Source organism: Fructobacillus americanaquae (assembly GCF_024029775.1).
In the GTDB taxonomy this organism is placed as follows: domain Bacteria; phylum Bacillota; class Bacilli; order Lactobacillales; family Lactobacillaceae; genus Fructobacillus; species Fructobacillus americanaquae.
In genome coordinates this window covers 1216359-1229567 of the sequence record NZ_CP097122.1, presented here as the reverse complement: position 1 = coordinate 1229567, position 13209 = coordinate 1216359, and the positions used below count along the sequence as shown (strand labels likewise).

The 13209-nt window shown below is 44.6% G+C and carries 16 protein-coding genes; 1 reads left to right on the top strand and 15 read right to left on the bottom strand.

Annotated features, from left to right (window positions below):
- Position 1: 1 nt before the first annotated feature.
- Positions 2-1270, bottom strand: a complete 1269-nt coding sequence (gene xseA / locus M3M36_RS06015; RefSeq protein WP_252773677.1) for an exodeoxyribonuclease VII large subunit — start codon at positions 1268-1270, stop codon at positions 2-4.
- A gap of 376 nt (positions 1271-1646) precedes the next feature.
- Here xseA and M3M36_RS06010 point away from each other — a divergent pair, with 376 nt between their 5' ends.
- Entirely contained in the window at positions 1647-1898 is a 252-nt protein-coding gene (locus M3M36_RS06010; RefSeq protein WP_252773676.1) for a hypothetical protein, read from the top strand.
- A gap of 59 nt (positions 1899-1957) precedes the next feature.
- Here the strand turns inward: M3M36_RS06010 and M3M36_RS06005 are convergent, their stop codons facing one another.
- The 14 genes from M3M36_RS06005 to efp all read right to left on the bottom strand — a co-directional run bounded on the left by M3M36_RS06005 (position 1958) and on the right by efp (position 12863).
- Positions 1958-2479 (bottom strand): hypothetical protein, encoded by a 522-nt coding sequence (locus tag M3M36_RS06005; protein ID WP_252773675.1) that lies wholly within the window; start codon positions 2477-2479, stop codon positions 1958-1960.
- Positions 2480-2555: 76 nt separating this feature from the next.
- A complete protein-coding gene (locus M3M36_RS06000; RefSeq protein WP_252773674.1) occupies positions 2556-3899 on the bottom strand; it encodes a dihydrolipoyl dehydrogenase family protein in 1344 nt (447 codons plus the stop codon).
- Between the two features lie 27 nt (positions 3900-3926).
- Entirely contained in the window at positions 3927-4529 is a 603-nt protein-coding gene (locus tag M3M36_RS05995) for a YdhK family protein (RefSeq protein WP_252773673.1), read from the bottom strand.
- 123 nt (positions 4530-4652) lie between these two features.
- Positions 4653-6029, bottom strand: coding sequence for a bifunctional UDP-N-acetylglucosamine diphosphorylase/glucosamine-1-phosphate N-acetyltransferase GlmU (glmU, locus tag M3M36_RS05990; RefSeq protein ID WP_252773672.1), 1377 nt, complete (start codon positions 6027-6029; stop codon positions 4653-4655).
- A gap of 6 nt (positions 6030-6035) precedes the next feature.
- The gene (gene purR / locus M3M36_RS05985; protein WP_252773671.1) at positions 6036-6869 is read right to left on the bottom strand and encodes a pur operon repressor; all 834 of its coding nucleotides are present in this window, start codon (positions 6867-6869) and stop codon (positions 6036-6038) included.
- 155 nt (positions 6870-7024) lie between these two features.
- Positions 7025-7810: a metal ABC transporter permease gene (locus M3M36_RS05980; protein ID WP_252773670.1), complete on the bottom strand. Its 786-nt coding sequence runs from the start codon at positions 7808-7810 to the stop codon at positions 7025-7027.
- Positions 7803-8525, bottom strand: a complete 723-nt coding sequence (locus M3M36_RS05975) for a metal ABC transporter ATP-binding protein (protein ID WP_252773669.1) — start codon at positions 8523-8525, stop codon at positions 7803-7805. The genes M3M36_RS05980 and M3M36_RS05975 overlap by 8 nt, the downstream gene beginning before the upstream one ends.
- 69 nt (positions 8526-8594) lie before the next feature.
- The gene (locus M3M36_RS05970; RefSeq protein ID WP_252773668.1) at positions 8595-8825 is read right to left on the bottom strand and encodes a Veg family protein; all 231 of its coding nucleotides are present in this window, start codon (positions 8823-8825) and stop codon (positions 8595-8597) included.
- A gap of 97 nt (positions 8826-8922) precedes the next feature.
- A complete protein-coding gene (rsmA, locus tag M3M36_RS05965) occupies positions 8923-9810 on the bottom strand; it encodes a 16S rRNA (adenine(1518)-N(6)/adenine(1519)-N(6))-dimethyltransferase RsmA (protein ID WP_252773667.1) in 888 nt (295 codons plus the stop codon).
- Positions 9794-10378 (bottom strand): ribonuclease M5, encoded by a 585-nt coding sequence (gene rnmV, locus M3M36_RS05960; protein ID WP_252773666.1) that lies wholly within the window; start codon positions 10376-10378, stop codon positions 9794-9796. Before rnmV ends, rsmA begins: the two co-directional genes overlap by 17 nt.
- Complete coding sequence (locus M3M36_RS05955) at positions 10371-11165, bottom strand: TatD family hydrolase (protein ID WP_252773665.1); 795 nt, start codon at positions 11163-11165, stop codon at positions 10371-10373. Before M3M36_RS05955 ends, rnmV begins: the two co-directional genes overlap by 8 nt.
- A 199-nt stretch (positions 11166-11364) precedes the next feature.
- Positions 11365-11775, bottom strand: a complete 411-nt coding sequence (gene nusB / locus M3M36_RS05950) for a transcription antitermination factor NusB (protein ID WP_252773664.1) — start codon at positions 11773-11775, stop codon at positions 11365-11367.
- Positions 11775-12224, bottom strand: coding sequence for an Asp23/Gls24 family envelope stress response protein (locus M3M36_RS05945; protein ID WP_252773663.1), 450 nt, complete (start codon positions 12222-12224; stop codon positions 11775-11777). The genes nusB and M3M36_RS05945 overlap by 1 nt, the downstream gene beginning before the upstream one ends.
- Positions 12225-12302: 78 nt before the next feature.
- Positions 12303-12863, bottom strand: coding sequence for an elongation factor P (efp, locus tag M3M36_RS05940; protein WP_047975283.1), 561 nt, complete (start codon positions 12861-12863; stop codon positions 12303-12305).
- Between the last annotated feature and the right edge of the window lie 346 nt (positions 12864-13209).

Genomic DNA, 13209 nt, shown 5'->3' with positions numbered 1-13209 from the left:
TTTATTCTCCTGTAATTTGAGCGGGCACTTCACCATCCGCAAAAGTTAAGTGGACCAGTTCCCCAACTTGTAAATCAGCTTTTTGCTTGATAACCTGATCTTTTGGTCCCTTCACAATCGTGTAACCCGCCGCTAAGATTTTCAGTGGTGACACCAAGTCCAACTTCGTGCTGGCTAGGGAAAGAGCCTCCTGGTAAGGTCGTAACAATTGCTTTTGCTCTTTGACTAGGCCATTTTTTGCCTGTTGAAAGCGGTATTGTTTTTGTTCGAGCTGACGATTAAAGCCACGACCAAGGCGACTCGTTAATTGGTCAACTTCCTGCTGGTAAGCGGCGTATAATCGGTCTGGTTGTTGCATAATTGGGCGATTGACAATTTGGTCTAAGACCTGCTGACGTTGGGTAATGGTTTGCCGTCCAGCAACCACCAAGCGTGTCTTCAACTCAAACAAGCGATCAAGGATGTTTTGCCGCGTCACCGGTGTTGCGAGTTCGGCTGCTGCCGTTGGTGTTGCTGCCCGGCGGTCAGCAACCAAGTCGACCAGCGTATTATCCGTTTCATGACCAACCGAAGCAATCACGGGTGTTTTTAATGCCGCCACCTGACGTACCAGAGCTTCATCATTAAAGGCCCAAAGGTCCTCAATTGACCCACCACCTCGTCCAATAATGACCGTGTCGAAGTCAAGGTCGTCAATTCGATTCAGCTGATTCAGTAACGATGGCACCGCCCCTTCACCCTGGACAACCGCCGGTAACAAGATTACCTGGGCATCCGGCAAGCGCCGTTCAACCGTCTTAGCAACGTCTTCAACCACAGCTCCCGTGGGTGAAGTAATCACGGCAATCTTTTTGGGTAGTAATGGCAAGGCCTGCTTTTCTTGGGCAAACAGTCCTTCTTGACTCAGCTTTTCCTTCAACTGATTGAGGGCTAAGAAAAGGTCACCAATACCATCAGGCGTCATTTGGTCTAAAATAATCGAGTAAGAACCAGATGGTTCATAAATCTGCACTCGGCCAATGGCCAGAACCTTCATCCCCTCCTTGGGCTCAAACTTCAATCTTGACGCATAGGAAAACATCGTTGCTCGAATGACTGATTTACCATCTGGATCCTTCAAAGAAAAATACAGGTGGCGCCCCTTTCGATTGCCTAGGTTTGAAATTTCTCCCGTTAAATAAACCTTGGCCAAGTATGGATCACGGTCAAATTTTGCTTTCAAATAGCCGGTTAACGCACCGACTGTCAGGTACTGTGACGAATCTGCCATTAAGGCCTCCTAGAACGCATTCTTAGTTCATATTATACCAGAGAAATCATTCAATAAAAAAACAGCTAACCGAAGTTAGCTGCTTAGTTTGGCATGCCAGATTCGCTCTGACGGGCGACTTGAACAAAGTTCAAGTAAGTCTACGTCACCACAGTCAAAGACTGTTAGTCATGGTGAGATAATGGCATTCCACAATACCATTATCACCTACGCCAAATCCGTGGCTGGTAATTTAATACAGTAGGCCGCGTGTGCGTTCTAAAAACGCATTCGACTCATCGCATACTTTCATTATGCCAGAGTCCTCGTCAAAAAGCAAGCATCCCCAACCAAACCAGTGCTTTACAGGCAAAGTGGCAAACCGTATAATAGGCACATGATTATCATTGAACAGATTAAAACAAAAGAACTGGTCCAAATGGGCCCGGCAAAAGACCGTGACTGGGAAGACTTAGCCGTCCCCGACATGGACCAAAGTCCAAAGGACCTGGTCAAGGAAGTCATTGAGGCTTACGATCTCGGTGAACTAATTTCCCAAGCCCATACAGCCAATCCAAAGATTCTAAAGGCCACCGTAGAAAAGCACCATGCTTCCTACCACTTGTCTGCTAAAATCAGATTGGAGTAAAAAAACAGCTTGTAACATCTGTACTTCGCTAGAAAGCAGGTGTTATAAGCTGTTTTTATTTATTTTTTACTAGCACCCTTTGCATCAGCTTCGTCTGCTTTAGTAGGTTCTTCAACATCCTCCTGCTCGGCTTGTTGTTGATTTTCCATGATAACCTGCAGCTGGTCATCGAACCAGGCAGCTGCCTTGGCAAAGACGCCATCACTGTCATCTAGCAGGGCTGCTAATGAAGACAATTTAGCAATCTTTAACCGTGACTTGGAGACGTTTGGGCTATCAACGATTGTATAAACCTGCAGGTCGTAGTCCTGATCGGTATAAACCAATTTCTTCTCCTGGTTGGCATAACGCAATGGCAAGTTAATCACGTTAACTTCCAAAGAAAAAGTTGTGCCCCCCTCTTCAATGCCACCGTCAATATCTGCCTTTGCCATCGCCAAATTTTCTTTTTGGGCTAGAGGCAAAAAAGCTGAAAAAAGGGCATCTAAATCAATGCTCTGGCCATCCTTTACTGCTAAGGTTTCTTGAACATAATTTTGCTCTTCAATTTGATCGATAATGGCTTGGCCATTGATTGACATAGTCTGTCACTCCCCTTATTTCTAATAAAAAAAGTATAGCATAATCCGCTATACTCATTAAACACTTTTATCAAAATCAGACGAGTGGCAAGCGCCGTTGCAAAGTGTACTCGATTGATGGGAAAACATACACTAAGTCGTTTAACTGTTCCTTAGTCATCTTCATTTGAATGTAAGGCACAATCGTATTAATGGTATTGTCAGCGTTATTCGACTTTTCCGCTGCGCCAACCAAAGCCTTGCTATTCTGATCAAAAATCAGTGAAAGCTTCGCCCCCTGCTCATTTTCTACCTGACGATACCAGTCACCATCATAAGAGGCTTCCACAACTTCATAACGATCAGGTTCTGCCAAGGCCTGGTCAAGGTGAACCCCAACCTGGGCAATTCTTGGTGAGGTGAAGACAACTTCTGAAATTGCTGGATAAGCAATTGGTCCGTCGTTGTCCCCCTTAAAACGAGCAGTCAAATATCGGGATTCAAAAGCTGCGGTTGGCGTTAACTTTGGTATCTGCTTGTCAACAGCATCACCGGCTGCATAAATATTTTCAACCGACGTTTGCAAGTATTCATTCACCACAATCCCACGCTGGTTGGCTTCGACCCCGATTGCCTCCAAGTTCAACTGATCATGGTTTGGCACGCGGCCGGTTGCATCCAAGACATAGTCAGTTGTCAATTGGAACTCATGGTCGCCGGTCAAGGTAATTTGACCAGCCGCACTCTTTTCAGCGCTCTTGATGTTCATATCGGGAATAAAGCGAACACCACGGGCCTTCAAATCAGCCTGGACTTCGGCCACATACTTGGCCGGGAACTGACGCAATAAACGGTTTGACCGGGTAATCACATCAACCTGAGCCCCCACAGCGTTAGCAATCGTCGCAAATTCAATGGCCACGAAGCCACCACCCAAAATAGTTACATGCTTGGGCATATGTGGCAAGGAAAGAAAGTCAGTCGAATTTTCAAAAAGTTCATGGCCTGGGACATCCAAGACGTGGGGACGTAACCCAGTAGCAATGACAATCTTATCGGCCGTGTAGGTTGTGCCATCAACAGCAACCGTATGTGAATCAACAAACTCGGCATGGCCGGTGATTGTCGTGATGCCAACGTTATCCAACCGTTCCTTGCCGTGGGCATTCTGTGGCACAATCAATTCGTGCTTGTGGGCCATCAAATCTTCCCAGTTAACAGTTGGGACACCATCAATGCCCCGACCCTGAAGGTCTTTGACTCGATTAATTAATTCCAAAGGCTTATCCAAGATAATCTTGGCATTGCAACCCTTATTCGAACACACACCCCCGTATTGGCTTTCTTCAATCACGGCCACCTTAGCGCCAGACTTAGCCAGTGGGACCGCGCCGTTCCAGCTTGCCTGTCCGCTGCCAATGTATAGTACTGAAAAATCCATTGCGTTCCATCCTTTCATTTCACTCGATTATCGAGACTTGATTTCGCTTTCAACCAAGTACTTATGATTCATGACCATCTTACCACCATTGGTTGGCTGATAGCTAACTACATAAGCAGGACCATTAACCACCTTTGTGATGGTTGCTTTAGCCCCCTTCATTTCGGCCATATGAGTACTTGTTAACGTGACCATATCACCTACTTGGTGATCCATCATGTCAGAAAAGTCTTCCTTGGTTAACCACTTGTGACCGCTGACCTTTTTGTCTCCATTAGTTGGCTGGTAATCAACCTCATAGAGTTTGACAGCATAGGCGGCCACGACAGTTCCCTTAGCGCCCTTCATTCCCGTCATATGGTCAGCCTCTAAAGTAATCTTTGAGCCAACCGAGTACTTCGGTTGATTAGCATTTGGTAAATCAGTTGGTAAACTTTCATCCATGTCCATGCCAGACATCGAAGACGACATGGCCATTGCTGATGATGAGGACATCTGCATCTGACTACTAGACATGGTCATCTTTTGGGTATGGCGCTTATCCTTTTTTCCCATTCCCAAAACCAGTACCACACCCAAGATAAAGACTAGTCCCAGGGCCAATAACCAACCAATTGTTTTCTTCTGCATTTTCTACTCCTTCTTCGACTTTCATATTGGTATAGTTTAAATAACAACGTTTTAATTATAAACAAATTCAATTATATAGGCAAGGAATGTCTTTTTATTCCAAATAAAAAAGAATAGGTTTCCCTATCCTTTTTTATGGGGCATTCTGTCCCAAAAATCATCTTTATTTGCTTGTCGACTACGCGCGATACCCATTTGATGAAAGTTAACATCATCTGTTATTGTTGAACCCGCTGCCGTGATGCTTTCATCAGCTAAAGTCACAGGGGCGATAATCTTCGTATTTGATCCGATAAAGGCACGGTCACCGACTATCGTATCAAATTTATTCACGCCGTCGTAATTGACGAAGATCGTTCCGGCCCCAACGTTCACATCTGCTCCTAATTGAGCATTACCAACATAAGAAAGATGACCAACTTTAGCTCCAAGACCCACTGTTGCCTTCTTGACTTCAACAAAGTTCCCCAAATGTGCTTGATCCTTGATATCAGCCAATGGCCGCAGATGCGCATAAGGACCAATTGTTGTCTTGTTTCCCACTAGTGCTTCTTCAAGTTGCGAGGAAGTAATAATGTTTTCATCCCCAATTGTTGAATCCTCAATTCGGGTGCCGGCTGTCAAAACGTTTTCTTGACCAATCACCGTCTTTCCCTTCAAGGTCACGTTGCCTTCAATCACCGTGTCTTGGCCAATTTGAACACCTGCATCGATATAGGTATTATCAGGATCAATTAATTCAACACCATTTTGCATGTGTCCCTGATTAATCCTCATTCGCATAATCTTATTGGCTGCAGCCAAGGCAACGCGATCGTTGACCCCCATCGATTCGGAAAAGTCCATCGTCTGGTAGGCCCCAATCTGTTGCCCCATTTCCCGCAAAATGTCGAGCGTATCAGGCAGGTAATATTCGGCTTGAACATTATCATTACCAACCTGAGAAAGAGCTTGAAACAAAAGCTGATTATCGAAAATGTAAACACCTGTATTGATTTCTTGGATACGGCGTTCCGTGACGGACGCATCCTTTTCCTCAACAATCTTTAAGACCATTTCGTCCTCACCGCGGACAATCCGACCATAACCCGTTGGATTTTCTGCAAAGGCCGTCAAAACCGTAACAGCATTCTTGGTCCGAGCGTGCTCATCCAAAAGCGCCTGCAGCGTTTCCGTTGTAAAGAGTGGCGTATCCCCTGATAAAATCAGTGTCGCCCCCTGGTTATCAGCTAATGCCTGCTTCGTCTGCAAGACAGCGTGACCGGTTCCTAATTGCTGTTCTTGAACAACGAAGTCGGTCTTCCCGGCTAAGTGGTCTTGAACCTGCTTGGCCCCGACGCCGGTGACCGTTAAAATTTTATTTGGCTTCAATGGCGCCACCGCAGCAACTACCCAATCAACCATTGCCCGACCGGCAACTTGGTGCAAGACCTTTGGCAGGTCTGATTTCATCCGCGAACCGTTCCCGGCCGCCAAAATGACAACGTTTGTGGCTTGCATCGTTTCTTATTCCTTACCTTGATAAATTTCTGCAAAATAGTTTCCTGGCTGCACACTAATCGACTGACCAGAGTCCAAGTTGGTTTCAACGTGCAACAAAGAAGTATAATCCTCTAACAAACGGACATTTGACCGACCTTCAGCAAAGACAGCTGTCCCAACAACAGTACCACCGAATTCGCGGACCAAAGTTTGCATTCCCTGAATGGTTCCGCCAGCCTTCATAAAGTCATCGACAATCAAGACGCGGGCGCCGGCCTTCAAAGACCGCTTAGATAAGGCCATCTTTTCAACGCGCTTTGAGGACCCAGTCAAGTAATTAACTGAAATCATCGAGCCTTCGGTCACCTTAGCATCATCACGAACAATCACAAAAGGCACATTTAACTGGTCAGCAACTGCTTGAGCCAAAGGAATTCCCTTCGTTGCAGCGGTCATCACTGCATCAATTTCTTCCCCAACATACTGAGTTGTAATCAATCGTCCGGTCTGTCGTAAGACGTTTGGCTGTCCTAACAAATCAGATAAGTAAACATAGCCGCCCGGCAAAACGCGAGATTCATCATTGACAATTTGGCAAATACCATCCACAAAGTCTTTGGCTTCGCCAGCTGCCATTAAGGGTGTATAGTAAACCCCTCCGGCTGCCCCTGGATAGGTTTTTACTTCACCTGTTCCACGTGCTTGATAGGTCCGGCGAATGATTGACAAATCTTCGGAAATTGACGATTTTGCCGCTTCATAGCGATCAGCAAAAAAGTTCAGTGAAATCAGTTGGCGCGGGTGGTCCAATAAATAATGCGACATATCGACCAAACGGTCAGCTCGACGTGTTTTCATAGGTATTTTTGTGGGCAAGACGGCTGCCCTTTCCTCCTCAGAGTATTAATTTCCATCGCAACTATTATAGCATAAAACCAGGAGTTAAAAACGAACATTCGTTTTTAACTCCGGTTTTTATTAATATTTGTTACAAAAAGGTTGGCCTAATCATTTTATTCCTTAGCTAACCAAATTGAAAGCAGATAAATCAACACTTCAATCCCAGCAATAAAGGCAGAGGTTGGCAGGTTCGTTACGTAGGCCAAAGCCAATCCAATCCAAGTTCCGAACAAAGCAAAGAAAACCGATAAAGCCATCAAACGACCAACAGAACCCTGATAATAGCGGGCTGAAGCTGCCGGCAAAGTAACCAAGACAAAGATTAATAATGAGCCAACTAATTGCGAAGAAATGGCTACGGATAGTGCCATCACTACCAAGAAAAGGATTTTCAACCAGGTCTTTTTCCCTCGTGAAAGTAATAGTCCGGCCTCGTCAAAAGCCAGTAAGCGCAATGGTTTGTAAAACAAGAAAATAACGACAAAGACTCCCAGAGCCATCCCCGCCAAGATTAACAAATCAGTGTGAGAAATCCCCAGAACGGAACCAAATAAAATGCCGGTTGCCGCCGAATTGGCAGTATGGCCAAGAGCCAAGAAAAGAATTCCTAAGGCGATGGCAAAGGCTGAAACGGCAGAAGTCACGTTATCCTGGCGGACCTTGGCATTTTCAAGCCCCCCAATTGATAACGCAGCCAAAATGGTAAAAATGACCATCCCCAAGAGTGGTGGCCAGCCAATAAAGAAACCAAAGGCTGCACCAGAAAACGCAATTTCACTTAAAGAATGGCTCAAGAAGTTATATGATCGAGCCACCACGAAAGTTCCCACGATTCCAGCAACAATTGAAATCACCGTGCCGGCAATAAAAGCATTTTGCATAAAAACTTGATCAAACATATTTTACCTCCTGGCGGTGTTGTGAAGCAGCCGCATCTGGTAAATCAGCTGCTCGACCACTTTGAATTTGGCCGTCATATAACCAAAGGTAACCATCTGCATACTCTTTGATCCAAGAGGTATCGTGTGAAATCCACAAAACACCAATTTGGCGCCTTTGCTGCAAGGCGCGGACGCTCTTTACCAATGCCAAGGCATGGTTAGCGTCCAAAGCAGCGGTCGGCTCATCTAAGATCAACAAATCAGGCTCTTGGACTAGTGCTTGAGCAATATAAGCCCGTTGCTTCTGCCCACCAGAGGCATCCGATAACCGTAAATCGGCTAAATCAGCTAAGTCAACTTGCTTCAAAGCTTGTTCAATGGCTGATTTTTCATGTGCATTGAGCCAGGGACGTAGCCCTGATTTTAAGCCTAAGGCGATAAAGGACCGAATCGTCAGTGGGTAATCATCCCCTAAATCACGAAACTGTGGTACGTAGGCCAAGGTCTGGCTGTTGACATCAATCATCGTCTTCTGTTTCTTGTTTTCATGGCCCAAATGTTTTTGACCAATGACCTCTTGAATCAAGGACTTAATTAAAGTCGTCTTGCCGGTTCCATTTTCACCAACAATGACAGTAAAGTGGTGTTCATCAATTTTAAAGGAAACATCCTTTAAAATCAGACGATCACCAAAGGCAGCGGTAAAGTTTTTAACAACAATCTGCGCACTCATGGCATTCTCCTCTTTCGTTTTAAAACCAAACCAACAAAAAAAGCCCTGACGGGCTTTTTATGTATTTCCTTAATCGGCAAACGTAACTTCCACGTTATTCGTTAAAACGTCTGTGTAACTGTATGAAGCACGCTCAAAATCAGCTTCTTCATCTAGTTCAACCACAAACAGTGATGGGAAAGTAGAACGCAAGATTCCGGAACGTTCCGTAAATTTCTTACGACCTGCTTGAGAAACTACAGTGACTGTTTCGCCTATGTGCGCGTCCAAGCGCGACTTAATATCTTCCAAAGTTGACATTTTCGACCGCCTTCCTCATTAAACAAGAACTATTATAACACATTAGTAACAAAAGTTCAATATTAGCAAACATTGCGGTTTTTGGCGTTAACAGTTATCACGCATAGAATCCCTGTTCCATCAGGGCTAAATACAAGTCCGTTAATTGGTTGAGGGTTAGTTTTTCAGCTCGAACCCCCGGTTGAATATTCGATTGGTCTAGAGCTTTTGTTAGTCGTTCCTTAATTCCTTCATCCTTGCCAAAGCGTTGTAGGAGGTTATTCCAAAGTGACTTCCGTCGATGAGCAAATGTCGCCTTAACTAGCGAGAACAGTTGATCAGGATTATCAACTGGTTGGTCAGGTTCTCTTGGGGTTAGAGAAACAACAGCCGAATCCACATTTGGTGACGGATTAAAGGCAGTTCGTGGCACTGTTAAGGCAGTCTGAACATTAGCGTAGTAAGACAAAGTAATCGACAAAACACCATATTCCTTCGTCCCCGGCTCAGCCGTTAGGCGGTCAGCCACTTCCTTTTGCATCATTACCACTAGTCGGGACCAGTTAATCTGTGCCTGCAATAAACCTAAAAGAATGGGTGTCGTGATATAGTACGGCAAATTAGCAACCACCTTGACCGATCGATTCAGTCCAAAATGTTCAGCTAACGTTTGCTTCAAGTTAACCTCTAAGACATCATCGTTTTGAACCGTGACATTCTCATACGGTGCCAAGGTTTCACCTAAGACCTTGACCATGTCCCGGTCAATTTCAAAGGCGAGGACCTCGTCGGCGGCCAGGGCCAAATATTCGGTTAACCCACCGATACCAGGGCCAATCTCGACTACGGCGTCCTCTTTACTCAACTCTGCTGCAGCTACAATCCCAGTTAGAATATTTTGATCAGTCAAAAAATTTTGACCAAACTTTTTTTTAGCCCGCAGGCCATACTGATTTAAAATTGCTTGAGTCCGCATTGGATTGGCAATTTTAATTGACTTTTCCATTAATGTTTCCTTTCAAGGCTGCCACAACCTGCTTTTGCATAATGCCATAGGCTAAAAGGCGATGATACAGTTGTTTGCCATTAGCATAACCAATTTGTAGGTTTTGCCCTAGTAAAATTCGTTGTTCCTTGGCAGTTGGCCCACCAATTAAGCCCAAATCCACCAGAAAGTCCCGATCAATGTCAGAATTCGGTCGAGATTGACCAACTTGCCGATCAGCCGCCACTAAGCAGGCAGACAAAACACTCAACGGTGCATGTTCCACCCCCAATGATTTGTGGGGATTGTCCTTTTGTGCCCGACCCTGCTCCTGGCTAATTGTTGCTTGAGCAACTTCCGGCACTGCTTCAGTAATTAATCGCCGTAACCGGTTTCCATTAAAATCCGGATCAGTTAGTACAATGGCCCCCCGCTCTGAAGCCGCCTTTTGAATGCGCACGATAACTTCTTCACCCAGGGCTGCTCCCCTGGTTTCGATCGTGTCACAATCAACCGCTTGGCTTAAGCGCTTTGTATCCGACCACCCTTCCACGACAACCATCGCCTTAATTTTGGGTCGGTCAGTCATGGTTCAAAAAAGCCCGTTCAGCGTTTTGCTTAGTTCGTGTTGCCAGATCATCAGCTGACATTGAAAGTGTTTTGGCCAAATCATCAATCACAAACTTAGTCCAACCAGGTTCGTTGCGTTTACCACGATTTGGACTTGGCGCCAGGTATGGTGCATCTGTTTCCACCAAAATTTGGTCCAATGGGATAACCTTGGCTGCTTCTCGAACTTCTTCTGCTTTTTTGAAGGTCACTACACCAGAAAAGGAAAGATAATAACCTAAATCAGCGAACGCCTTGGCCTGTTCTTTGGTACCGGAGAAGGAGTGAATGATCGCTTTTTTGACCTGCTGTTCCTTTAAGACCCGGTAAACATCATCGAAGGCTTCTCGGTTATGGATAACAACCGGTAAATCCTTTTCTTTTGCCAAACCAATTTGTGCTAAAAAGGCCTTCATTTGAACATCTTTATCGGTATCAAAGTGATAATCCAAGCCAGTTTCACCTACGGCAACAACCTTATCTTGGTCCAACTGTTCGGTAAGCGTTGCAAGAGCCGCCTCATCAAAATCAGGTGTATCCTCAGGCTGATAGCCTAAGATAGCGTAAACGCCGTCATTTTCTTCTGCAATGGCTAAAGCCCGTTGATTGCCAACTGCGTTATAGCCGACAACATTCATTTCAACTACTTGGAATTCATGTGCCCGCGCTAAGTATGCTGGCACATCAAAGTACAGTTCATCGTCATTCAAATGTGTATGACTGTCATATGATGGTGCTGGTTGTTCATTTGGATGGTAAATCGCCATGATGGCCTCCTTTTTTACTTCCTCTATTCTAGCACAGGATGGCATTTTTCTTTTGAATTCGTGAGGAAATAGACAAACATTATTACCAAAAAATACTAATTCCCGTGCTGATATGTGAACTAGTTGCCTGTTGATAAAAAAAGACTACTCAGCAACTTATCCCCCAAAAAGCGAGGTTTTGAACTGAGCAGTCCTCATTTTAAGCACCGACTGGTGCATAATTCTTCAAGACACCGTTAACAAACTGAGCATCTTGCTGGCTAGCAAATTCCTTGGCAAGTTCAACCGCTTCGTCCACTACAACCTTGTAGGGTGCCGGTTCTGGCATCTGCAATTCATAAACTGCGATGCGCAAAATAACAAGGTTAACCCGTGCAATTCGGTCAACCTTCCAGCCTAAGGCTAAATGTTTTGCGATATCAGCATCCAATTGTGTTTTTCGCGCTAAAACACCGTTAACCAGTTGGGGCAAAAAAGCATGATAATCTTGATCACCGACAACTAAGTCATAGACCAAATCCATTTCAGCTTCATCTGGCGTCTTGTTGGCGCAAGCAAAGAGAATCTGGACGGCCGCTTGCCGTTCTTCATGTCGTGATAATTGAGTCATTAGCTGGGCTCCTTTGCCAGGTCATGATCAAACAAATGGTCTGGGTCCAGGGTATCGTTTGTCTCATCGGGGACCAAATCGGCAATATTCACGTTCACTTCCGTAACCGTTAAGCCAGTCAAATCAGCCAAGTTTTTCTTGATTGATTGTTGGATAGCAAAAGCCACCTTTGGTACGACAACACCGTAATGCAAAACAACAGAGACGTCAAAATTCAAACCATCTTCATCGTTTTCCAATAAAACACCCTTTGTTTTGGCAATATTGGTTAAAGATTTTGGAAAATGGTCGTAGACATTTGTTTGCATGGCCGCGACACCATCAACCTCAAGGGTTGCTGCCTGTGCAATCAATTCCAAGGCGTGCCGAGCAACCATTGTTTGCCCATCGTCCATTTTTTCAGCGGACAGTAAAAAGTTCTTATTCGCTAAGTTGGCTTGCTTGACCATTGTTCCTCCAATCAACCGATAAAATCGGTACCAATAAATACAAAAGACTGCTTCATCAAGAAAGCAGCCTAAGCAACCTTAGGCCCGACCCTTGTAGGACCCATCTTCAGTATTAACAATGATGGTTTCACCTTCGTTAACAAAATCTGGCACTGTAATAGTGGCACCAGTTTCAACAGTAGCAGGCTTGCCTGAACCAGTAGCTGTTGCGCCCTTGATACCAGGTTGCGTCTCCGTTACCTTCAAAGTAACAGTTGATGGCAACTCTGCCCCCAAGACTTCTGAACCATACATCGTAATCTTAACTTCCATTCCTTCAAGCATGAACTTCAAGGCTTCTTGCAAGTTGTCATCTGAAATGTTGATTTGTTCGTAAGTTTCAGTGTCCATAAAGACACGACCGTCGTTTTCGGCGTACAAGTATGACATTGGGCGCGTTGTAATTTCGGCCTGTTCAAACTTATCACCAGGACGGAAGGTTACTTCGTTAACCGCACCCGTCCGCAAGTTCTTCAACTTAGAGCGCACAAAGGCTGCTCCCTTTCCAGGCTTCACGTGTTGGAATTCCAATACACGCCAGATTGAGTTTGAGTATTCAATCGTCAAACCTGTCTTCAAATCATTCATGCCAATTGCCATGAGTATATCCCTCGTTCGTTAAGTAATTGTATTTTATTATAACAAATTTTTAGTCAATACGCACTCTTCTTTCAAAATGACGGTTTTATATCAACTCGCTTTGTCAACAAAAGATTAAACCAGCACCAGCTTCCATTATATATAAATACTTTCAAAGACATTGATTTGGTATTTACTAAAAATTAAACACAAAAAAATTTGATTATTAATGACAAAACAATTCGTACCAACAACTATTTTTTTGACAAAGGCTACGCCTTCTTAAGAAACCGCCCCATCCCCTGCCAGCTGTGGTAAAATAAAAGTTAAGGTTTTCGTTCGTGATCAATTAAAAATTAAACTTGGA

What these genes read in the sequence shown, in the direction of transcription:
- M3M36_RS05980 (WP_252773670.1), bottom strand. Translation starts at nt 7,810, where the DNA reads ATGTTTGATCAAGTTTTTATGCAAAATGCTTTTATTGCCGGCACGGTG.
- M3M36_RS05955 (WP_252773665.1), bottom strand. Translation starts at nt 11,165, where the DNA reads ATGGCGATTTACCATCCAAATGAACAACCAGCACCATCATATGACAGT.
- M3M36_RS06005 (WP_252773675.1), bottom strand. Translation starts at nt 2,479, where the DNA reads ATGTCAATCAATGGCCAAGCCATTATCGATCAAATTGAAGAGCAAAAT.
- M3M36_RS05970 (WP_252773668.1), bottom strand. Translation starts at nt 8,825, where the DNA reads ATGTCAACTTTGGAAGATATTAAGTCGCGCTTGGACGCGCACATAGGC.
- xseA (WP_252773677.1), bottom strand. Translation starts at nt 1,270, where the DNA reads ATGGCAGATTCGTCACAGTACCTGACAGTCGGTGCGTTAACCGGCTAT.
- M3M36_RS05945 (WP_252773663.1), bottom strand. Translation starts at nt 12,224, where the DNA reads ATGGTCAAGCAAGCCAACTTAGCGAATAAGAACTTTTTACTGTCCGCT.
- M3M36_RS05995 (WP_252773673.1), bottom strand. Translation starts at nt 4,529, where the DNA reads ATGCAGAAGAAAACAATTGGTTGGTTATTGGCCCTGGGACTAGTCTTT.
- purR (WP_252773671.1), bottom strand. Translation starts at nt 6,869, where the DNA reads ATGAAAACACGTCGAGCTGACCGTTTGGTCGATATGTCGCATTATTTA.
- glmU (WP_252773672.1), bottom strand. Translation starts at nt 6,029, where the DNA reads ATGCAAGCCACAAACGTTGTCATTTTGGCGGCCGGGAACGGTTCGCGG.
- rsmA (WP_252773667.1), bottom strand. Translation starts at nt 9,810, where the DNA reads ATGGAAAAGTCAATTAAAATTGCCAATCCAATGCGGACTCAAGCAATT.
- efp (WP_047975283.1), bottom strand. Translation starts at nt 12,863, where the DNA reads ATGGCAATTGGCATGAATGATTTGAAGACAGGTTTGACGATTGAATAC.
- rnmV (WP_252773666.1), bottom strand. Translation starts at nt 10,378, where the DNA reads ATGACTGACCGACCCAAAATTAAGGCGATGGTTGTCGTGGAAGGGTGG.
- M3M36_RS06000 (WP_252773674.1), bottom strand. Translation starts at nt 3,899, where the DNA reads ATGGATTTTTCAGTACTATACATTGGCAGCGGACAGGCAAGCTGGAAC.
- M3M36_RS06010 (WP_252773676.1), top strand. Translation starts at nt 1,647, where the DNA reads ATGATTATCATTGAACAGATTAAAACAAAAGAACTGGTCCAAATGGGC.
- M3M36_RS05975 (WP_252773669.1), bottom strand. Translation starts at nt 8,525, where the DNA reads ATGAGTGCGCAGATTGTTGTTAAAAACTTTACCGCTGCCTTTGGTGAT.
- nusB (WP_252773664.1), bottom strand. Translation starts at nt 11,775, where the DNA reads ATGACTCAATTATCACGACATGAAGAACGGCAAGCGGCCGTCCAGATT.